Origin of the sequence: Murinocardiopsis flavida, assembly GCF_003014485.1 — a bacterium.
Lineage (GTDB): Bacteria > Actinomycetota > Actinomycetes > Streptosporangiales > Streptosporangiaceae > Murinocardiopsis > Murinocardiopsis flavida.
In genome coordinates this window covers 194,648-215,549 of record NZ_PYGA01000012.1, presented here as the reverse complement: position 1 = coordinate 215,549, position 20,902 = coordinate 194,648, and the positions used below count along the sequence as shown (strand labels likewise).

The 20,902-nt window shown below is 72.7% G+C and carries 17 protein-coding genes and 1 riboswitch; of the genes, 11 read left to right on the top strand and 6 right to left on the bottom strand.

The window, feature by feature from the left end:
• Positions 1-27 precede the first annotated feature (27 nt).
• Positions 28-444, bottom strand: a complete 417-nt coding sequence (locus tag CLV63_RS17895; RefSeq protein WP_106584274.1) for a DUF3151 domain-containing protein — start codon at positions 442-444, stop codon at positions 28-30.
• A 203-nt stretch (positions 445-647) separates the two neighbouring features.
• A complete protein-coding gene (fbaA, locus tag CLV63_RS17890) occupies positions 648-1,670 on the bottom strand; it encodes a class II fructose-bisphosphate aldolase (protein WP_106584273.1) in 1,023 nt (340 codons plus the stop codon).
• Positions 1,671-2,041: 371 nt separating this feature from the next.
• Between fbaA and CLV63_RS17885 the strand changes: the two genes are divergently transcribed.
• Positions 2,042-2,419 (top strand): RodZ domain-containing protein, encoded by a 378-nt coding sequence (locus CLV63_RS17885; RefSeq protein WP_342751416.1) that lies wholly within the window; start codon positions 2,042-2,044, stop codon positions 2,417-2,419.
• Positions 2,420-2,494: 75 nt separating this feature from the next.
• On the opposite strand, the gene pyrE is transcribed toward CLV63_RS17885, so the two are convergent.
• Positions 2,495-3,028 carry an orotate phosphoribosyltransferase gene (pyrE, locus tag CLV63_RS17880; protein ID WP_106584271.1) on the bottom strand — a complete coding sequence of 178 codons (534 nt, stop codon included), beginning with the start codon at positions 3,026-3,028 and terminating at the stop codon, positions 2,495-2,497.
• Positions 3,029-3,130: 102 nt separating this feature from the next.
• Here pyrE and cutA point away from each other — a divergent pair, with 102 nt between their 5' ends.
• The 3 genes from cutA (at position 3,131) to CLV63_RS17865 (ending at position 4,983) form a co-directional block, all read left to right on the top strand.
• Complete coding sequence (gene cutA / locus CLV63_RS17875) at positions 3,131-3,475, top strand: divalent-cation tolerance protein CutA (RefSeq protein WP_106584270.1); 345 nt, start codon at positions 3,131-3,133, stop codon at positions 3,473-3,475.
• Complete coding sequence (locus CLV63_RS17870) at positions 3,472-4,104, top strand: hypothetical protein (protein WP_106584269.1); 633 nt, start codon at positions 3,472-3,474, stop codon at positions 4,102-4,104. Before cutA ends, CLV63_RS17870 begins: the two co-directional genes overlap by 4 nt.
• Positions 4,105-4,230: 126 nt before the next feature.
• The gene (locus CLV63_RS17865; protein ID WP_106584268.1) at positions 4,231-4,983 is read left to right on the top strand and encodes a PepSY domain-containing protein; all 753 of its coding nucleotides are present in this window, start codon (positions 4,231-4,233) and stop codon (positions 4,981-4,983) included.
• Positions 4,984-5,334: 351 nt separating this feature from the next.
• On the opposite strand, the gene CLV63_RS17860 is transcribed toward CLV63_RS17865, so the two are convergent.
• A complete protein-coding gene (locus tag CLV63_RS17860) occupies positions 5,335-6,090 on the bottom strand; it encodes a hypothetical protein (RefSeq protein ID WP_106584267.1) in 756 nt (251 codons plus the stop codon).
• 281 nt (positions 6,091-6,371) lie between these two features.
• Between CLV63_RS17860 and CLV63_RS17855 the strand changes: the two genes are divergently transcribed.
• The 4 genes from CLV63_RS17855 (at position 6,372) to CLV63_RS17840 (ending at position 12,705) form a co-directional block, all read left to right on the top strand.
• Entirely contained in the window at positions 6,372-9,227 is a 2,856-nt protein-coding gene (locus CLV63_RS17855) for a sigma-70 family RNA polymerase sigma factor (protein ID WP_106584266.1), read from the top strand.
• 238 nt (positions 9,228-9,465) lie between these two features.
• The gene (locus CLV63_RS17850; RefSeq protein ID WP_106584265.1) at positions 9,466-11,211 is read left to right on the top strand and encodes an NYN domain-containing protein; all 1,746 of its coding nucleotides are present in this window, start codon (positions 9,466-9,468) and stop codon (positions 11,209-11,211) included.
• A gap of 125 nt (positions 11,212-11,336) precedes the next feature.
• The gene (locus tag CLV63_RS17845) at positions 11,337-11,891 is read left to right on the top strand and encodes a hypothetical protein (RefSeq protein ID WP_170134253.1); all 555 of its coding nucleotides are present in this window, start codon (positions 11,337-11,339) and stop codon (positions 11,889-11,891) included.
• A 106-nt stretch (positions 11,892-11,997) separates the two neighbouring features.
• Entirely contained in the window at positions 11,998-12,705 is a 708-nt protein-coding gene (locus tag CLV63_RS17840; protein WP_106584264.1) for a helix-turn-helix domain-containing protein, read from the top strand.
• 295 nt (positions 12,706-13,000) lie between these two features.
• Here CLV63_RS17840 and CLV63_RS17835 read toward each other — a convergent pair whose 3' ends face one another.
• The gene (locus CLV63_RS17835; protein WP_106584263.1) at positions 13,001-13,603 is read right to left on the bottom strand and encodes a TetR/AcrR family transcriptional regulator; all 603 of its coding nucleotides are present in this window, start codon (positions 13,601-13,603) and stop codon (positions 13,001-13,003) included.
• Positions 13,604-13,735: 132 nt separating this feature from the next.
• Between CLV63_RS17835 and CLV63_RS17830 the strand changes: the two genes are divergently transcribed.
• Entirely contained in the window at positions 13,736-14,938 is a 1,203-nt protein-coding gene (locus CLV63_RS17830) for a DUF418 domain-containing protein (protein ID WP_106584262.1), read from the top strand.
• Here CLV63_RS17830 and CLV63_RS17825 read toward each other — a convergent pair.
• Complete coding sequence (locus CLV63_RS17825; protein ID WP_106584261.1) at positions 14,922-15,563, bottom strand: HAD family hydrolase; 642 nt, start codon at positions 15,561-15,563, stop codon at positions 14,922-14,924. The two genes, CLV63_RS17830 and CLV63_RS17825, sit on opposite strands and share 17 nt — an antisense overlap.
• Positions 15,564-15,669: 106 nt before the next feature.
• Positions 15,670-15,894, top strand: a riboswitch (cobalamin riboswitch).
• A gap of 145 nt (positions 15,895-16,039) precedes the next feature.
• On the opposite strand from CLV63_RS17825, the gene CLV63_RS17820 reads away from it, so the two are divergent.
• Together CLV63_RS17820 and CLV63_RS17815 are read left to right on the top strand one after the other, a co-directional pair.
• Positions 16,040-19,711, top strand: a complete 3,672-nt coding sequence (locus CLV63_RS17820) for a ribonucleoside-diphosphate reductase subunit alpha (RefSeq protein ID WP_106584260.1) — start codon at positions 16,040-16,042, stop codon at positions 19,709-19,711.
• Positions 19,712-19,789: 78 nt separating this feature from the next.
• The gene (locus CLV63_RS17815) at positions 19,790-20,881 is read left to right on the top strand and encodes a ribonucleotide-diphosphate reductase subunit beta (protein WP_106584259.1); all 1,092 of its coding nucleotides are present in this window, start codon (positions 19,790-19,792) and stop codon (positions 20,879-20,881) included.
• Positions 20,882-20,902: the final 21 nt, after the last annotated feature.

Genomic DNA, 20,902 nt, shown 5'->3' with positions numbered 1-20,902 from the left:
GGACCCGCCCGGTGTGCGCGGCGCCGGTCAGTCGCCGAGCGCGTCGGCGGCTTCGGGGCTGCTGTCGCGCAGGAAGGTCGAGCAGCGCTCGTACTCCTCGGCCTCACCGATGGCGCCCGACGCAGCGGCGAGCAGGTGCAGGGCGTGCAGGAAGCCGCGGTTGGGCTCGTGGTCCCAGGGGATCGGCCCGTGGCCCTTCCACCCGGCGCGGCGGAGCTGGTCCAGGCCGCGGTGGTAGCCGGTGCGCGCGTAGGCGTAGGCGGCGACGGGGTCGCCCGATTCGTAGGCGCGGGCCGCCAGGGCGGCCCAGGCCGCGGAGTGGGCGGGGAAGTTCGCGGCGACCTCTTGAGGGTCGGCGCCCTTCTCCAGTGCCTCGCGCGCTTCGGCGTTGTCGGGCAGGCGGGTGGCCGGCGGCTCGCCGAGGAGGTTCGAGGAAAGGTCCATGCCCTCATCCTGCCAGGAGATCGCGCCGGTGGGACGCCGGGATGAGGGGAGAGGGCGCACAGCGCGGCGGTGGCGGCGCGTGCGCGAGGAGGGTGAGGAGGGGAGAGAGTGCCCGGCCGCTTCGTCCGCCCAAGGAATCGGCGGCCGGACACATCTGTGCCCCGGCCCTGACACGGTGGACCGGGGACAGCAATCGGGCCCCGCTACTTCATCCGGTTGCCCGCGGACTTGAGCTGCCGCGCGGCCTCGGCGACGCGCGCGGCCATGCCGGCCTCGCCGGCCTTGCCGTAGGCGCGCGGGTCGTACGCCTTCTTGTTGCCGACCTCGCCGTCGATCTTCAGGACGCCGTCGTAGTTCTTGAAGAAGTGCTCGGCGACCGGGCGGGTGTAGGCGTACTGGGTGTCGGTGTCGATGTTCATCTTCACGACGCCGTAGTCGATGGCGGCGTGGATCTCCTCGACCGTCGACCCGGAGCCGCCGTGGAACACGAAGTCGAACGGGCCGGCCTTGCCGTACTTCGCGCCGACCGCCTCCTGGGCCTCCTTGAGGACCTCGGGGCGCAGCTTGACGTGCCCCGGCTTGTACACGCCGTGCACGTTGCCGAAGGTCAGGGCGGTCATGTAGTAGCCCTTCTCGCCGAGGCCCAGCACCTCGGCCGTACGCAGGGCGTCGCCCGGCGTGGTGTAGAGCTTCTCGTTGATCTCCCCGACGACGCCGTCCTCCTCGCCGCCGACGACGCCGACCTCGATCTCGAGGATGGTGCCGGCGTCCTTGGACAGCGCCAGCAGCTCTTCGGCGATCTGGAGGTTCTCCTCCAGCTCGACGGCCGAGCCGTCCCACATGTGCGACTGGAACAGCGGCCCCTGGCCCTTGGCGACGCGCTCCTTGGAGATGGCGAGGAGCGGGCGCACGAAGCCGTCGAGCTTGTTCTTCGGGCAGTGGTCGGTGTGCAGGGCGATGTTGACGGGGTAGCTCTCGGCCGCGACCTTGGCGAACTCGGCGAACGCCACCGACCCGGCCACCATGTCCTTGATGGTGGCGCCGGAGAGGAACTCTGCGCCTCCCGTGGAGACCTGGATGATGCCGTCGCTCTCAGCCTCCGCGAATCCGCGCAGCGCGGCATGGAGCGTCTGGCTGGAGGTCACATTGATGGCGGGGTAGGCGAAGCCCTGGGACTTCGCGCGGCCCAGCATCTCCGTGTAGACCTCTGGCGTGGCGATAGGCATGGTGATGGCTCCCTAGCTCTGCCTGGGGTGGCGACGGCGCCGCCTGAGGGCGCGGTGCCGCCAAGTCTGTCACTGGACGGTGTGTACGGGGGACGGGACCAGTATTCCGTGCTCGCGGAGTAGAGGTCTAGACCAACATACGGGGCGGGGGCCGGCGGCGGGCGCGGGCTCGGCGTATGCGGACACGTGGCGATTTCGGCACGCTTCGCGTTCGTTCGATTGCGTAGGGTAATGATGCCGGTGAGGCGAATCGGATCGTCACCCGGAGTGCATCGATTGTCGGAGTGACAACCGCTACATTCGGCTCCGTGGGAAGGCATCGCAATGATCCTCGGGGCGTTGGGCAGATCGTGGCCATCGTCGGCGCGGTAGTGCTCTTGATCACCCTCGTGGCCCTTGGGGCGTTCTTCCTCTACCGCTCGTTACCGGGCAGCGGCAGCGCCTCCGTCGTCCCGATCGCCCCGGGGTCGGCCGACGACGCCACCGTGCAGTCCACGGTCGACATGAAGGTCCTCTACATCAAGGTCGTCGGCGACGACACCCACGTCCAGGTGCGCGTCCCCGGCGGTGAGGTCGTCACCGACACCGTCATGCGGCAGGGCCAGTACGCGTCCTACTCCCAGCCCACGCTCGACGTCACCATCGCCGACCCCGGCGCGGTCGAGGTCTACATCAACGGCGAGGAGCGCGACATGTCGGACAAGGACCCCGGGTACAGCTTCAAGGTCGACACCGAGACGGTCGGCTAGCGGCTCTCCGAGGCGCAGGCCGGAGATCCAGGTCAGAGGCGCAGTTCAGAGACCCAGGTCCGGCAGCGGCGCGGGTCAGAGGCCCAGGTCCGGCAGCGTGAACGCGGCGCGGTACTCCAGGTCGGCCTGTGCCACCGCGTCGCCCGCGCCGCGGTCGACGATCACCGCCACCCCCACGACCTCGGCGCCCTCCTCGCGCAGCGCCTCCACCGCTGTCAGCACCGAGCCCCCGGTGGTCGAGGTGTCCTCGACGGCGAGCACCCGGCGCCCCTTGACGTCGGGGCCCTCGATGCGCCGTTGCAGGCCGTGCGCCTTGCCCTCCTTGCGGACGACGAACGAGTCGAGCGCCCGACCGCGGGCCGCCGCCGCGTGCAGCATGGCCGCCGCCACCGGGTCGGCGCCGAGGGTGAGGCCGCCGACCGCGTCGTAGCCGAGATCGGCGGTGGCGTCGAGCATGACCCTGCCGACGACCGGGGCGGCGTCGCCGTCGAGGGTGACCCGGCGCAGATCGACGTAGTAGTCGGCCTGGATACCGGACGACAGGGTGACCGTGCCGTGGACGACGGCCTTGGCGGTGATGAAGCTGAGGAGGTCAGCGCGATCGCTCATGGGCCCCGAGCCTAACCGCAGCGCACCCGCTCCATGGTCGGATGGGGGCACCGGCCGCGGCGCGCGGCACCGGTCGACGGCAGCGGAGAGAGGAGACGCGCGATGAGCGATCCGGGGACGGGCACCGGACCGGTCCGGGTGGAGGTCACCACCGACGCACGAGAGGAGGCCGAGCGGCTCGCCGACTCGGTCATCGCGGCGCGCCTCGCGGCGTGCGCGCAGGTCGGCGGGCCGATCGTGAGCTTCTACCGGTGGGCGGGCGAGGTGTGCCGCGACGAGGAGTGGACCATCGTCTGCAAGACCTCGGCCGACCGCCTCGACGCGCTGACCGCGCACCTGGTCGCCGAGCACACCTACGACGTCCCCGAGGTCGTCGCGACGCCGATCGTCGGCGGCAACCCGCTGTACCTGGAGTGGGTCGCCGCCGAGACCCGGGCGGGCACGTGACACCCGCGACGCCCGTCCTGCTGCACGGGCCTGGCAGGGCGGCATCGGGGTGGGACGCCGTCGCGGCGGAGCTGCTGCGGCGGGGCCGCTCCCCGCTGGCACCCGCGATCGGCGACGACGACCGGCCGCCCTACGCCGCGCGCTACGTCGCCCGCGCCAGCCTGGAGATCGCCGCGGCCGCGCCGGACACCCCGCTGCTGCTGGTCGCGGCGGCGGGGGCCGGCCCGCTGCTGCCGCCCATCGCGGCCGCGCAGCGGGCGGCGCGGCGCCCGGTCGCCGGGTACGCGCTGGTCGACGCGCTGCTGCCGCAACCCGGCGGCACCGACCGGGCCGGCCTCGTCGCCGCGCAGGTCCCCGCCGGGCTGCCGGAGGAGGACGGGACGGCCGCCCGGCCCGCTGCGGGCGGCCTCGCCGTCGCGGGGGCGGCCGCGCCCCGCCCGCCCGACTTCTACACGGAGGCGCTGCCGCCGGCACCGGACTGGCCCGACGCCCCGTGCCGCTACCTGCTCACCGATCCCCGCTTCGCCGCCTGCGCGCGACTCGCCGGCCTGCGCGGCTGGCCGGTGTCCGACCTGGTCCGGACGGGTGGCGACCCCGTGGCCCTCGTCGACGCGCTGCTCGCCGAGTAGCGCCGCCGCGCGTTTAGGGGCGCGTTAACCCTGCGGCAGCGTGCGGCTAGTGCGCGCTCGGCGAGAGTGGGTCTTGCAAGCGAAACGACGCAAGCGACACGAATCGCCGATCGACAAGGAACCGACATGCGCACGACGTCCTTCGGTAGGACCCCGATGTTCATCGCCGGCGGTGCGACCGTCGGCCTCCTCGCACTCGGCGGCGCGGGGCTCGCCATCGCCACCGACGACGGCGGCGGCCCCGCCGCCGGATCCGGCGCCAACACGGTCACCGCCGCCGGCGACGGCACCGAGAACGGCAAGGGCGGCACGGGCGGCCAGAGCGGCGCGCCAAAGATCGACCTGCTCAAGGCGGCCGGGATCGCAGCCGACGAGGTGCCCGGCGGGGTCGTCCACAGCATCGAGCTCGACGACGGCACCTGGGAGGCCGAGGTCGTCGTCGCCGACGGCAAGCGCGACTACGACGTCCGCGTCGACGCCGCGACCGGCAAGGCCCAGTCGGACCGCGACGGCAGCGCCGACGCCGAGGACCTCCAGGCGGTCGACGCGAAGGTGAGTCTCACAGAGGCCTACAAGGCCGCCGAGAAGGACCTGGGCGCCGCACCGACCGAGGCCGGGTTCGACGGCCGCGACAATGACCGCGATGACGACCGGGACGACCGGGACGACCGGGACGACCGCATCGCGCACTGGAGCTTCGAGGGCGCCGGCGGCGACCGCGACGACAACGGCGGCGACCGCGACGACAACGGTGACGACCGCGACGACAACGGTGACGACGACGGCGACGACGACCGCGATGACCGCGGCGGCGACGACGGCGGCGAGGTCGCCATCGACGCCAAGAGCGGCAAGGTCCTCGCCGGCGACGACGACTGATCCGGGCCGGTCGGCCGGCCGGCGTTCCGGATCTCCGGCCACGGCATCGGACCGACGTCCCATCACGGGACGAATGGTCGGGGCGCGCCCGCCTCCCCTTGCGGACGCGCCCCTTTCTACGTCCGGTGAACGCGACGGGTAGCGTTCACCGGATTACCGGTCGGTTCACGAGGCCGCCCTCTCCCATGAGGGCCAGAAGACCCGGATCCGGACCGGCCTTCAGCCGGAGCCCGAAGGCTCCGGCGGCCGGCGCGGTGTCCGCCCCCTCAGCGGACGGCCGCGACCGGCCCTGCCGCCGGCATTCGGTCCAGCCCCCTCGAACCAGACCGTCGCGCCGGCGGCGTTCGGGGGTCAGGTCTCCATTGGCGGCTTCCCCACGTCGCTCACGAACTCCCATGCGTGCTCGTAGGTCGCGGGGAGCGGCACGCTCCACACCTCGGCCTGGTGCTCGCGCCCGAAGTCGCGCCGGATCGAGGCGACCCGGTCCGGCAGCCCGGTGTCGACCGGCGCCAGCGCGCACATGCGGCTCCTGCTGAGGAGCGCGAGCGACTCCCCGTGCGAGAAGTAGCGGCGCAGTTCGTGGCCCATGACGATCAGCTGCGCGGTGCGCCGCCACGGGTCGGCCGAACCGTCCAGCGAGACGATGACCATCCGGTGGGTCAGCGCGGGGGACACCGCAGCGCCCCGGTACAGCTCGCTGAGGCGGGTGCGCAGGTAGGCCGTTGTCGCCAGGCCGGTGAGGGGGTCCTGGCAGTCCTCCGTCGACCGGCCGCCGTCGACCCACCCCTCGGCCAGCGCCTTCACCAGTGGGAACGGTGGCTCGTCCCAGTCGAGCACCTGGCACAGCGCGGCGAAGTCGTCCAGTGCCGTGCCGATCGTCCGCCCCGACCGCGCCCGCGCCCGGCCGAACCGCGCGCAGTCGGAGGTCATGTCCGCACCGGCCGCCGCAGCCGCGCAGACCGCGTCGACCGCCGGGGTCCACCAGTCGTCGGGCGGGTCCCACCCCGCCGACCGGCTGCGGGCGCACCATTGCGCCCGCAGCCGTCGCCTCGACCCGGTTCTCGCGCCGCTGACCAGGCTGCGGCCGTCCGCCTCGGACCTCCCCATGCTGGCCTCCTCCTGATTGCTCGGTACTCCGCCGGTCGGGTCCGCCCGAGGCGGCCCGCCCCCGTTCCGGAGGGCCGCCGCGAGCGTCTTCACCCCCAATCACGCGGAATGCTGGCGGTCATGACGCGGGTTAGGAGATATTTTCCGTAGGTGATCTCGCGGTAATCGAAGAGTCACGCAGAGGCAAAGAGCGAGTGGAGGGGCGCGGGCGCTCAGTGGCCCCGCTGAGCGCCCGCCGTTGCGCCGATGGGGACACCCGGCGCCAGTGGAGAGGTCAGGCCATGACGGAGCCGCAGCACGACTACACCGAGGTGCTCTCAGGTGACGATCGGCTGATCGACGCTGTTCGCGAAGGCGACACCGGGGCGTACGCGACCCTGTACGAGCGCCATCACGGCGCGGCCCGCGGCCTCGCCCGGCAGATGGTGCGCGGCGACGCCGAGGTCGACGACGTCGTCGCCGAGGCGTTCACCCGGGTGCTGAGCGTCGTGCAGCGCGGGGGCGGCCCCCGCGACGGCTTCCGCCCGTACCTGCTGACCGCGGTGCGGCACGTCGTCTACGACCGCTCCAGAGGCGACAAGCGGCAGGTCGTCACCGACGACATGGAGTCCTTCGACCGCGGCGAGCCCTTTGTCGACCCCGCGCTCGAAGGACTGGAGCGCTCCCTGATCGCCCGCGCCTTCCTCTCCCTGCCCGAGCGGTGGCAGTCGGTGCTGTGGCACACCGAGATCGAGGGGAGCAAACCCGGGGAGGTGGCGCCCCACCTGGGCATGAGCGCCAACAGTGTCGCGGCGCTGGCCTACCGGGCGCGCGAGGGGCTGCGCCAGGCGTACCTCCAGATGCACCTCGCCAGCGGCGCCCCCGCCGAGTCGTGCCGCCCGACGCTCGATCAGCTCGGCGCCTACGTCAGGGACGGGCTCGCCAAGCGCGACACCGCGTCGGTCGACCGCCACCTCGACGGCTGCGGCGACTGCCGCGCGGTCTACGCCGAACTCATGGACGTCAACGTCGGGCTGCGCGGGATCGTCCTCCCCCTGTTCGCCGGCCCCGCGGCGGCCGGGTACCTCGCCGCGCTGCCCGCCGGAGCGTTCTCCGGCGGCTGGTGGGGGCGGATGCCCAAGCGCCAGCAGCAGGCCACCGCGGCGGGTGCCGCAGCGGTGGCCGTCGCGGCCGCCGCCGCGCTGGCGCTGGTCAGCGACGAGCAGCCCCTGCGGCCGCAGCCCGAGCAGCCCGCTGCGGCGCCGGGGCAGCCCGCCCCGCCGGGAGACGGCGGCGGTGGCGGCGGTTCCGGCGGCGGGCCGGGCGGCGGCAGCGGCGGCGGAGGGGGCGGCAACCCGCCCGGCGCCCCGCCCGCTGCGCCGCCCGGCGCCCCCCAGGCCGATCCGCCGGCCGACCCCGACGACCCGGCCGCCCCCGATCCGGCGCGGCCCGACGACCCCCGCGACCCCGCGCCGTCCCCGAAACCGCCGCGGCCCCCCGGCACGCCGGCGTTCGCCGCGGAGATCGACCCCGTCGGCTCCCTGGTCCCCGGCAAGCCCGGGATCATCGTGATGAACGTCCGCAACACGGGCGAGCGCACCGCCGAGGACGTCGTGGCATCGATCGACCTGCCCGAGGGGGTCACCCTGACGTCGGCGCCGGGCCGGGGCAACGCCGCACCGGCGGCCCCCGCACCCGAGGCCGGCGGCGACGGCTGGACCTGCAGCCCCGCCGACACCGGCGCCGAGTGCGTGCTCATGGGCATGGACGCCGGTGCCGACAGCTCCGAGTACCTCGACGTCGACGTCGCCGGCAACGCGAGCGAGGGCGACCCGCCGCGCATCTCCGTCAGCTCCGGCACCGCCGACGCCGTCGGCGAGGGCAGCCACGGCGTCGACCCCGAGGGCATGGCGGCGCGCTACGCCACCGCCGGCCCCGTGCGCACCGAATCGGTCGGCAACGCCCTCCTGAGCTGCGTCGATGAGGAAGAGGAGGAGGACGAGGGCGGCGACGGGCACCCGTGGCCGTGGTGGCCCGACACCCCGGCCGACACCCCGACCGACCCGCCGACCGGCCCTGCCGTGCCGACCCCGCCCACGACCCCGCCCACGGCCCCGCCCGGCGGCCCCGACGCCGACGACCGGCCCGCGCCCCCGGCCCTGCCCGGCGGGGACGCCCCGACCGAAGGCCCCGGCCTGCGCGCGCCCGAGCCGCCGAAACCCACGGCGCCCACTGCGCCGCCGCGCCTGCCCCGGCTCCCGATCCCGGACGACCCCGCCCCCGCGCCCACCGCACCCGCCGACCCCACCCCCTCGGCCCCGCCGAGCTCTTCGCCCGAGCCGCCGGACGACGACGGCCCGTGCGCGCAGGCGCAGCAGCGCAAGGGCGACAAGCTCGACAACGACCTGTGGGACATGCGGCCGATGGACCGCGACCGCGACCCGTCGACCACGTCGTCCAGTTCCGCGCGCTGGACCCTGCCCGAGGGCGGCAAGGTCCGCTGGGCCGGGCTGTACTTCTCCGGTGTGGGCGCGCGCGAGGGCGCCGACGCGAAGCTGCGCGGGCCCGGCGCCGCCGCCTACACCACGGTCCGCGCCTCGGAGGTCGAGTCGGCGGAACTCCCCGGGTACTCCGCCTACAAGGCGTTCGCCGACGTCACCGAGCAGGTCGCCGCGCACGGCGGGGGCGAGTGGTGGGTCGCCGACGCCCCCACCGAGACCGGCGTGAGCGCCTACGCCGGGTGGAGCCTGGTCGTGGTGCTGGAGGACCCCGCTGAGGCGTACAACCAGGCCATGGTCCTCGACGGCACGGGCAGCGTCTTCCAGGACGAGAGCGGGCTGCGCTTCCCGCTCGCCGGGCTGACCCCGAGGGCGGTGCCCGCCACCGTGGACGTCGCGGCATGGGAGGGCGACGCCGGGCTGGAGGGCGACCGGGTCCTGCTGAACGACGCCCCGCTCACCCCGCAGGGGGCGCGGCGCACCGCCGGAAACGCGTTCGCGAGCGCGTCGCGCGGAGCGGTCGGGGACACCCTGACCTTCGGCAACGACGTCGCGCGCTTCAGCTCGCGGCTCCCGGACCGGCCGGAGCTCAATCTCGTATCGACCGGCGACGCCTACCTCGCCGGGGTCGTCGCCGTCACATCGTCCATGCGAACATGAGACACCCGAAGTGCCGTGACCCCATGGTCACCGCAGGTGGCGGCCTGTGCGGGGGTCCGACCCCGACCCGCACCGCGCCGTCCGATGCGACACCGCGAGGCGGTGCGGGCACGCAAATCCGCACAGACTTGGCTAGGCTGTGCCCCGGCTTGTCCGTGGCCGCGCGGTGGACGCCGGAAGGACCTCCTTCCCCCGCACCCGCCGGGGCCGGCCGGACCGAACGAAGGGACGGTGTCGGGTGGATCGCTGTGCGCTGTTCGTAGACGCCGGTTACCTGCTCGCCGATGGCGCGATGGCCGTGCACGGCACGCGCAACCGCGACTCCGTGTCGTGGGACTACTCCGGGCTGATGCAGCTCCTCACCGAGGTGGCGAGCGACCGCACCGGCCTCCCGCTGCTCCGCTGCTACTGGTACGAGGCCACCGCCGACGGCCGCCGCACACAGGAGCAGGACGGAATCGCCGACATCCCCGGCATCAAGTTCCGGGCGGCGAGCATCCGGCCGGGCCGCAGGGAGGGGGTCGAGAGTTACGTCCAGCGCGACGTCCTGACCCTCGCCCGCACCGGGGTGCTGTGCGACGCCGTGCTCGTGAGCGGCGACGAGGACATGGCGCAGGTCGTCTCCGAGGTGCAGGACCTCGGCGTGCGCGTCACCGTCGTGCACATCTCGGTCGAGGGCAACTGGACCATCTCGCGCGCGCTGCGCCGCGAGTGCGACGACCTCATCGAGATCGGCGTGGGGCACCTGCGCCCGCACGTCACCCTGCTGTCGGGCGCGGCGGCTGGCGACCCCACGGTCGACACCACCATGCCCATGGGCAACGGACACGGCCACAGCGTGCCGAGCACCGTCCGCCAGCCCGTTGCCGCGCACGCCGGGTCCGCCCGGCCCGAGCCCGCACCGGTGCCGGTCCCGGCGGCCGAGCCCATGTACGACACCGGCACGCAGGGGCGCGTTCCCGGGTCGGCCATGGAGCAGCTCCGCGCCATGCAGCAGAGCATCGCCGCCCAGCAGCGCGGCGACCACCTGGCCCCGCAGAACGGCGGTATCGACCCCTCCCGCACGCCGTCCGGTCCGGTCGACGCCAACGGCTTCCCCACCGGGGGCCGGCCGCACCCGCCGGCGCCGCAGCAGCCGCCCATGGGCGGCACACCGCCGGCGGGCGCGAACCCCGGGTTCCCGAACCCGTCGACGGGCCCCAATCCGTCCTTCGCGAACCCGTCCACGGGGCCCAACCCGTCGTTCCGGAACCCCTCGACCGGGCCGAACCCCTCGTTCGCGAACCCGTCCACGGGCCCCAACCAGTCCTTCGCGAACCCTGCCAACGGCGCCGCCCGCCCCTACGGCGACCCCGCGAGCGGCCCGGCCCCGAACATGCACGACCAGCGCCAAGGGGGCTACGGGCCGGGGCCCCACACCACGGGCGCGCACCGCGACCCCCTGATGGGCGGCGGCACCCAGTACGAACGCGATATACCGCCATCGAGGGGCACACCACCGGGCCAGGACCCGCGGTACGGACCGAACACCGGGGAGAACCCGGGATACGGGGGTAACAGCGGCCCAAACCCTACCTATGGGGTCAGTACGGGGACTGAGAGCGGCGCACGCAGCGCCGCCGCCCACACGGGCTTCGGTTCACCTACTGGCCCCCGCCCCGACCACAGCGTCCAGCACGGGCCCTACACCAGCCCGACCCCGCGCGTCGACTACGTCGCCCCCGGGGCGGCCGCGACCCGCAGCGCCGAGGAGGCGGTGCGGGTCGCCCGCAAAGAGGGCTCCGACTTCGCCGAGTCGATCGCGCGCGACGCACCCATGCTCTGGCTGGAAGCGGTACTGGCCCGCCGTCCGCGGATGCCGTCCGACCTTGAGGCGCGCCTGCTCCAGGGCTCGGCCCTGCCGATCGACTTCCTGCTCCGCGACGAAGTCCGCGACGCGCTCCGCGAAGGATTCTGGGACGCCCTGGAGCGCGCCAGGACATAGCCGCCCTACCCGGACGTGTTCCACGGTCGCAGCCGCGCACCGGCCCTGGTGGCGGTATGAAGGAATGGACACGCGAATCCCGTCGCGCACGGCGCCGACGTATTCGACCGCGGCAGGAGGTGGCAGTGATCCGGGTGACGACGGCCGACCTCGACCGGTTGGAGTTCCGGGCCGTGCAGTCCGGCGAGCACGCCGAGACCGCGCGGCAGCTGACCGAACTCGCCAACGCGGTCGCCCCCGAGAGCGAGATCTCCCGCGCGGAGCTGTTCGTCCGCGCCGGTGAGCAGTGGGAGATGGCCCAGGAGTTCGAGCGCGCGTCGGCCGCCTACCGCCGCGCCATCGACGACGGCGGCGCAACCATCATCGACGCCCGCGCGCTGCAATGCGGCGCGCTGCTCGAACTCGACCGCATCGAGGCGGCCTACGACCAGCTCAAAGGCGTGAGCGACGACGGTCCCCGCAACCTGCCCACGGTCCTGCACATCACCGAGACCCTCTACGCCCACGACGACCTGCGCGGCGCGCACGAGTGGGCGACCCTCGGCGTGCGGCGGTTCCGGCACGAGGACGCCACCCCGTACGTCCGCGACCTGCTCCAGGAGCTCCTCCGCATCCGGTTCCGCATCGGCGGCGACCTCGGCCTGGCCGACGACGAGTTCGACCACCTCCTCGACGGCTGACCCCGCGGCGGGCGGCGTGCGGTCCACGGCGGGCCGCTGTCGGCGGGTCGGCCGGACGGCCCGGCCGCTGCCGACGGGTCGGCCTAGAGTGGACCGGGGGGTTCTGATGTACGTCGAACGGCGGGCGCGCGCCGGCGCCGCCGCCGCGCTGTGGAGCACGCCGGGGTCCGGTTCGGGCATCCGGGTGCTGCCCGACGGCTGCATGGACGTCGTCTGGTCGGGCGGGGCCCTGCTCGCCGTCGGCCCCGACACCCGTGCCCGGCTGGCCACCGAAGGCGGCGGCGCCCGCGTCTTCGGCATTCGGTTCGACCCGGGCACCGGCCCGGCGGCGTTGGGCGTCCCGGCGGCCGAGCTGCGCGACCTCCAGGTCCCGCTGGACGACCTGTGGTCGGCCCGCGCGGCGCGGGAGCTCGCCGAGCGCCTGGCGGCGGCGGCCGACCCCGCGGCGGTCCTGGACCGCGCGTTCGCTGGGGCCGACGGCCGCATTCCGGCGGCCGACCCGGTGGTGTCCGCCGTTCTCGCGGGGGTCCGCGCGGCGGGCGGCACGTCCGTCGCCGCGGTGGCCGACGAGGTGGGTCTCAGCGAGCGCCAGGTGCGCCGCCGCTGCGAGGCGGCGTTCGGGTACGGCATGAAGACGCTGGAGCGGATCCTGCGCATGGGCAGGGCCCTCGACGGCGTGCGCGCCGGTCTGCCCCTCGCCGAGGTCGCGGCTGCGGTCGGCTACGCCGACCAGCCGCACCTGAACCGCGAGGTCAAGGCGCTCGCCGGTACGGTACCGACCGCGTTCGCCCCGCAACCCGCCCTGGTCGGATAGGACGGGTCCCCGTCCGTGGGCGCGGGCGTCCGTTCCAAAGACGTCTGGGGCCAGGGCGTCCTTGACTCCAGAGGGCGTCCGGGGGCGAGGGCGTCCTTGACCCCAGGGGACAGGAGCCAGGCTGCCCGGCAGCCTTGCCCAGGTCCGCTGGGGGGCAGGACGTTCTCGGCCATTGCTGGCGGCACGAGGCCGGGGCGGCAACCCGTGTTCTCTGCGCTGGGTGGAGGCCCGTGCTCGAAGTCATGTGCATTGGAGCGGCGCGGAGCACCGCGGTCGGGTCGGGGCGCTGGTCAGCTCACTGTGAGGGGGGCAGGCCGAGGGCGGGGAGGATGGCCTCGTCGACGATGGCGGCGAGTTCCTCCTCGCCGGGCAGTGCCGTCGCGTCGACGCTGTGCTTGAGGACGAGCGCCTCGCCGATGTCGACCACCACGGGGGTGAGGCGGGCGGGGTCGACGACGCCGTGGTCGGCGTAGTGCCGCAGGACGGTCTTGGTGAAGCGGCCGCCGCGCGCGTCGAAGACCCGGGACACCATGGCCGCGACGAACTCGGGGTCGCGTTCGCGCTCGAACATGATGGTCCCCAGGGCCCGCGCGGAGGGGGTGCGCATCCAATCGACCATCAACCGGAGGCTGCGCAGCAGGTCGCCGCGGAGGTCGTCGGCCGCCGGGCTGGGCTCCTCCTGTGGGAACTGCTCGTAGTAGGCGTCGATCAGCAGTTCCCGCGGCGAGGCCCAGCGCCGGTACAGCGAGGTCTTCGCGGTTCCCGCGCGCTTGGCGATGCCCTCCATGGTCAGCCGCCCGAATCCGACCTCGATGAGCTCCTCGATCGCGGCGGCCCGGATGGCGTCGACCAGCTCCGCCCCGCGCCGCCGGGTCCGCCCGGACGCTGCACCGCTCATCCCGCCACTCCCTTTAGATACGAACGCGTAGCTTATATGGCGATTATTAGATACGATCGCGTATCTAATCAGTGGTCCCGACCGTACACCGGCCGACGACCGCGCACCCCTTCACCCCTATGAGGAGTCCCGATGTCCCGCCCAGCCACCCGAGCCGCGACGGGTCCCATCGCAGCGGCAGGACGGTCGCTCCCCCCTGACCTCGCACGCGGCATGATGCTGCTGATCATCGCGGTCGTGCACGCCTACCTTTTCGCGTTCCCCTTCCTCCCCGGCACCGGCCACACCGCCGACCTGGGCGCCGCCGACACGGTGACGAGCAGCCTGGTCACCCTGTTCGCCGAGTCTCGCGGCTACCCGATGTTCGCAGCGCTCTTCGGCTACGGCCTGGTCATGGTGGCCCGGCGCCAGGACGCCACCAACGGCGCCCGCGCGGCGCGCAGGCTGCTGCGCCGCCGCGGCGGCTGGCTCATCGCCTTCGGCTTCCTGCACGTCGTCCTGCTCTACGCCGGCGACATCCTGACCGCCTACGGCATCCTCGCGCTGGCGTTCGCCGGCGCCCCGCGGTGGACGCCGCGGCGGATCCTCACCACCGCGGCGCTCCTCGGCGGCGCGGGCGCCCTGCTCTACTCGGCCGGCATGCTCGGGATGACCGCCCTCGCGGGCTCCGCCGGCATCCCCGCACCGGACTCCCTGCCCGCCGACGTCGCCGGGCGCGCGACCGCGTGGCCGATCATGGCGGTCCTGCTCGCACTGACCTCCATCGCGCCCGTCCTGATCGGGGTCTGGGCCGCGCAGCAGCGCATCATGGAGCAGCCCGAACAGCATCGCGCGCTGCTGCGGCGCACCGCGGCGATCGGCATCCCGGTCGCGGTCCTCGGCGGCGTCCCGCAGGTGCTGATCATCACCGGCGCGATCGCGGACCCCGGAACCTGGGCGACGTCGGCGTTCTTCGTCCTGCACCTGTTCACCGGGTACGCCGGCGGGTTCGGCTACGCGGCCCTGATCGCCCTGGTCGCCGCGCGGCTCGTCCGGCGGCCGGCCGGTCCGGGCCGGATCGCCACCGCGCTCGCCGCCTGCGGCCAGTGGTCGATGACCTGCTACCTGCTCCAGTCGGTCGCGTGGTTCGTCCTGTTCTACGCCTACACCCTCGACCTCACCCGATTCCTGAACGTGACCGCGGCCGTGCTCGTGGGCGTCGCGGTCTGGCTGGCGACGGTGGTCGTGGCCGACCTCGGCCACCGCGCGGGACGGCGCGGCCCGGCCGAGGCGCTGCTGCGCCGCCTCACCTACGGCGCGCCGGCGGGCGCACCCCCGGTCACCGCGGGTCGATGAGGGCGCGCCCCGACGCGTAGGCATCCAGCAGGCTCGGGCCGGTGTACCCGGCCCGAGCGATCCCCTCCAGGTGGTGGTCGGCGTTGACCGCCACCGTGTGCGCCAGGTGCCGGAAGAGTGGCGCATCCGACATCGAGTCGCCGTAGGCGACGCAGCGGTCCGCCGGGATCTCCCACTCGGACCGGGTCTCCTCCACGATCCGCACCTTGTCGGCCGGAGTGAGAATCCTCCTGCTGTCGAGCGGTTCGCTGAACGGCAGAACGGGGAACCGCGAGGCCGCCACCCGGTCGAACCCGTACTCCAGCAGGCGCTCCGCGTAGAAGTCCGGCGACATCGTGATGACGAGCGACCGCTCGCCGCGCTCGCGGATGTCGGCGCACACCCGGTCGATCCCGTCGAGGAACGGCCCGGCGCGGAACGCCTCGGTAACGTGTGCTTCGGTGAGACCGGCCCACAGGGCGAAGACTCCCGCGGAGAATGCGCGTGTGTCGATCTCCGCCGCGGCGAACGCCCGCTCCAGCTCGGCCAGTTCGGACTCGGTCCCCACGATCTTCGCGATCTGCGTACTGGCCGTCGTGCCGGTGAGCAGAGTGCCGTCCATGTCGAAAATGTGCAGATGACTCATCGCGCTCCAGTATCGGCCATGGTCCGCGATGTCACGCCGACACACCGCAGTTCTGCGCCGACACTCCGCTATCTTGCGGTGTTCCACAGACTCGAACACAAGATGTAGTATCTGTCCCGCTGGTGGTTCACGGGGTCGATGCGCCCGGTGAGGCAAGAGGGAACCCGGTGCGAGTCCGGGACTGCCCCGCAGCGGTGAGTGGGAACGAAAGCCGCCAACCGAGCACTGGGCGCCGCGCCATGGCGCCCGGGAAGCGGCGGCCGGTAGGACGGAGCCCTGTGCGGCTCCGGTGCCCGCGAGTCCGAAGACCTGCCATCAGCGTGCACGCGCCACGTGCACGGAACGGGGCCTCGTGGGTGGGCCGCCGCGCAACGCTCCGGGGGAGCCGTGTCCGAATCGGGCCGCTCCCTCCGTGTGCCAGCGCCCCCCGCCGCCCCGGTCGGCCGTTGTCCTCTCGAACCTTGGTTGGAGCCAGCATGACCCTCTCCGATGTCGCCCCGGTACAGCCGGCGTCCGCGTCCCCGCCGGCCGACCCGATGCGGCGTGTCCGGTTGGTCGTGGAGGAGGCATGCGCCGACCTGCCGGGCGTTTCCGCGGAGGCGGTCCTCACCGAGACGCGGCGCACCCTCTACCCCGGGATCCGCCCGGACGAGCTGGAGCTGGCGCTGATCATGGCCGCCCGCACCTTTGTCGAGTCCGACCCCGAGTACTCCCAGGTCAGCGCGCGACTGCTGCTCGACCGGCTGCGCCGCGAAGCGCTCTCGTTCCTGTCCGGCGGGTTCGACGAGGCGTCGCAGGGCGAGATGGCGCGGCGCTACGCCGACTACCTGAAGTCCTATGTGGTCCGGGGCGTGGAGCTGGAGCAGCTCGACCCGCGGCTCGAAGGGTTCGACCTCGCCCGCCTCGGCGCGGCGCTGCGGCCCGAGCGCGACCTCGACTTCACCTTCCTCGGCCTGCAAACCCTCTACGACCGCTACTTCCTGCACAGCGCGGGCACCCGCTACGAGCTCCCGCAGGCGTTCTTCATGCGGGTCGCCATGGGCCTCGCGCTGAACGAGGACGACCGCGAGGGGCGCGCCATCGAGTTCTACGAGCTGCTCAGCTCGTTCGACTTCATGGCCTCCACGCCGACCCTGTTCAACTCGGGCACGCAGCGGGCCCAGCTGTCGTCCTGCTTCCTCACCACGGTCGGCGACGACCTCCAGGGCATCTTCCACGGCATCAGCAACAACGCCCTGCTGTCCAAGTACTCCGGCGGCCTTGGCAACGACTGGACCCCCGTCCGCGGCATGGGCGCCCACATCAAGGGCACCAACGGCCAGAGCCAGGGCGTCGTCCCCTTCCTCAAGATCGCCAACGACACCGCAGTAGCGGTCAACCAGTGCTTCGCGCCCGACACCGAGGTCTACACGGCCGGCGGGGCCAAGCCGATCAGCGAGGTGGAGGTCGGCGACCTCGTTCTCGGACTGAGCGGCAACTACCGCGAGGTCACCCAGGTCATGCTCTACGGCCAGACCGACCCGATGGTCGAACTGAACGTGAAGCACTCCATCGACACCCTCAAGGTCACGGCAGGCCACCCGTTCTACGCGATCCAGGGTGTGCCCCTGGACCAGTCGAACCGCCGGACGCTGAAGTGGCTGGCCGAGGACAAGGTCCGCCCCGAGTGGGTGGCGGCCGGCGAGCTCGGCAAGGGCGACTACGTCGGCCAGGTCGTCCCCAAGGAGGTGGCCCCCGTCCAGGGGTTCACCGAGGACGACGCCCGCCTCTACGGCATCCTGCTCGGCGACGGGCACCTCGCGAAGGACGGGTTCGAGTGGGGGGTGTCGGGCAACCCGGAACTCGACACGCACCTCGACTTCGTCCGGTCCTACCTGACCGCGCGCGGCATCCACTTCTGGGAGAACGGGCGCGACGAGAGCTACGTCCAGATCCACTGGGCGTCGGGCCGCGGCGTCACGCGCGACGCCGCGACGGGGCGGATCTCCGGCGCGGGCGAGCCGACGCTGCCGTTCACCCGCGAGGACCTCTACGACGGCGACCGCGCCAAGCGCATCGCGGCCAGGTTCAGCCACCTGCCGCAGGTGCAGACGCGGGCCCTCCTGCAAGGGCTTCTGGAGACCGACGGCGGGGTGTCGCGCGGTGTGGAGATCTACTTCACGACCACGTCGCGCCCGCTCGCCACGGGGGTGCGCTACCAGCTCCTGCGCCTGGGAGTCCCGGCGGCCGGACAGTACCGTGAGCGCGCGCAGGACCACGTGGGCCGCCGTTCGGACGGCTCGGAGATCTCGTCCTCCGGCGTGGTCAAGGCGTTCGACGTCCGTGTCCCGGCGGTGTCCGGCATCGCCGAGCTGGTGGGGTGCCGGCCGCTGACCAAGCGGAACTGGATCGAGCACGGCGGGATGGTCTTCTCCCGGGTCCGGGACGCCTCCCCTGCCGCGGTCAGCCCCACGGTGTTCGACCTGAAGGTGGAGACCGACGAGTCCTACATGACCGCCGCAGGGCTCGCGCACAACGGCGGAAAGCGCAAGGGGGCGGTGTGCGCGTTCTTGGAGACGTGGCACATCGACATCGAGGAATTCCTCGACCTGCGCAAGAACACCGGTGACGAGCGGCGGCGCACCCATGACATGAACACCGCCAACTGGGTGCCCGACCTGTTCATGCGCCGGGTCGAGAGCGACGGCGAGTGGACCCTGTTCTCCCCCGACGAGGTGCCGGACCTGCACGACCTTTACGGGGCGGCGTTCGCCGAGCGCTACGAGTCCTACGAGCGGGCCGCCGACAACGGCGAGATCAAGGTGCACCGCCGGGTCCGCGCCGTCGACCTGTGGCGGCGGATGCTCACCATGCTGTTCGAGACCGGCCACCCGTGGATCACGTTCAAGGACCCGTGCAACCTGCGCTCGCCGCAGCAGCACGCCGGTGTCGTGCACTCCTCCAACCTGTGCACCGAGATCACCCTGAACACCAGCGCCGACGAGGTCGCCGTGTGCAACCTGGGCTCGGTGAACCTGGCCCGGCACACCGGCCCTGGCGGGATCGACCGCGAGCGCCTCCGCCGTACCGTGCGCACCGCCGTGCGGATGCTCGACAACGTCATCGACGTGAACTACTACACGATCCCCGAGGCCGAGCGCGCCAACATGCGGCACCGGCCCATCGGGCTGGGGCTCATGGGCCACCAGGACGCCCTGTTCGAGCTGCGGCTGCCGATCTCCTCGCAGGGCGCCGTCGACTTCGCCGACGAGTCCATGGAGCTGATCAGCTACCACGCCATCGAGGCGTCCATGGAGCTCGCCGCGGAGCGGGGCAGCTACCCCAGCTTCGACGGCTCGCTGTGGAGCCAGGGCATCCTGCCCATCGACTCCATCCGGCTGCTCGCCGAGTCCCGCGGCGGCGAACTCGACATGGACACCACCGCCCGGCTCGACTGGGCCGGCCTGCGCGAGCGGGTCCGCGCCACGGGCATGCGCAACTCCAACGTCATGGCCATCGCGCCGACCGCGACGATCGCCAACATCACGGGTGTGGGCCAGTCGATCGAGCCGATCTACCGCAACCTGTTCGTGAAGTCGAACATGTCCGGCGACTTCACCGTCACCAACCCCTACCTGGTCCGCGACCTCAAGGCGCGCGGCCGCTGGGACGACGACATGGTCGCCCAGCTCAAGCTGCACGACGGCAGCCTCGGCCGGATCGACCGGGTCCCGGACGACCTCAAGGAGCTCTACGCCACCGCGTTCGAGATCGACTCGTCCTGGCTGGTCGACGCCGGATCGCGGCGGCAGAAGTGGCTCGACCAGGCGCAGTCGCTGAACCTGTACATGGCGGTGCCCAGCGGCCGCAAGCTCGACGAGCTGTACCGGCGCGCCTGGCGCAAGGGGCTCAAGACCACCTACTACCTCCGTTCGCAGAGCGCGACCCACGTGGAGAAGTCCACGCTGAAGGGCACCGACGGCAAGCTGAACGCCGTCGCGGCCGGGACGGCGGCGGCCGCTCCGGCCGCTCCGGTCGCACCCGAAGCGGCGGCGGTGCCCGCGGTGGTGCCAGCCGAGGAGCGGGCCCGCACGGAGGAGCTGGAGCTGGACCTCGACGAGGGCGCCACCTGCTCCATCGACGACCCCGAGTGCGAAGCCTGCCAGTAGACCCGCCGCCCCCGCCCGCCCCGGGCCTGCGCGCCCGGGGCGGGCCCCGCGCACCGATCCGATGAGAGACCAGCCTCGATGACCACCGAATCCGTTTCGCCCCCCGCCGACCCGGCCGACTCCACCGGCCTCGGCGAGATCCAGCGCGACGCCGGGCGGGTCGACGTCGCCGACAAGGCGATGATCAACTCCCGCGCCGACGTCAACCAGCTCCTCCCGCTGAAGTACACCTGGGCCTGGGACAAGTACCTGGCCGGGTGCAACAACCACTGGATGCCCACCGAAGTGGCGATGCAGGCCGACATCGCGCTGTGGAAGTCGCGCGACGGCCTCACCGAGGACGAGCGCCTCATGCTCAAGCGCAACCTCGGCTTCTTCGCCACAGCGGAGTCGCTGGTCGCCAACAACATCGTGCTCGCCGTGTACCGGCACCTCACCAACCCCGAATGCCGCCAGTACCTGCTGCGCCAGGCGTTCGAGGAGGCCGTGCACACGCACACCTTCCAGTACATCTGCGAGAGCCTCGGCCTGGACGAGGGCGAGCTGTTCAACATGTACCGCGAGATCCCCTCCATCACGGAGAAGGACGCGTGGGCGCTGCGCTACACCCAGAACCTGGAGGACCCCGACTTCCAGACCGGTACGCAAGAGGCCGACCAGGCGTTCCTGCGCGACCTCGTGGCGTTCTACGTGATCTTCGAGGGGATGTGGTTCTACACCGGGTTCGCGCAGATCCTCTCGCTGGGGCGGCGCAACAAGATGATCGGCATCGCCGAGCAGTACCAGTACATCCTGCGCGACGAGTCGATCCACCTGAACTTCGGCATCGACGTCATCAACCAGATCAAGATCGAGAACCCGCACCTGTGGACGGCGGAGTTCCAGGCCGAGATCCGCACCATGCTCACGGAGGCGTGCGCACTGGAGATCGCCTACGGCCGCGAGACCATGCCGCGCGGCATCCTCGGCCTGAACGCGGAGCTGTGCGAGCAGTACATGCACTTCATCACCGACCGCAGGGCGGAGCAGATCGGCCTCGCCCCCATCTTCGGGGCGGCGGAGAACCCGTTCCCGTGGATGTCGGAGATGATGGACCTGACGAAGGAGAAGAACTTCTTCGAGACCCGGGTCATCGAGTACCAGACCGGCGGCGGCCTGGACTGGGACTGACCCGCTTGAGACCCGGCCGGG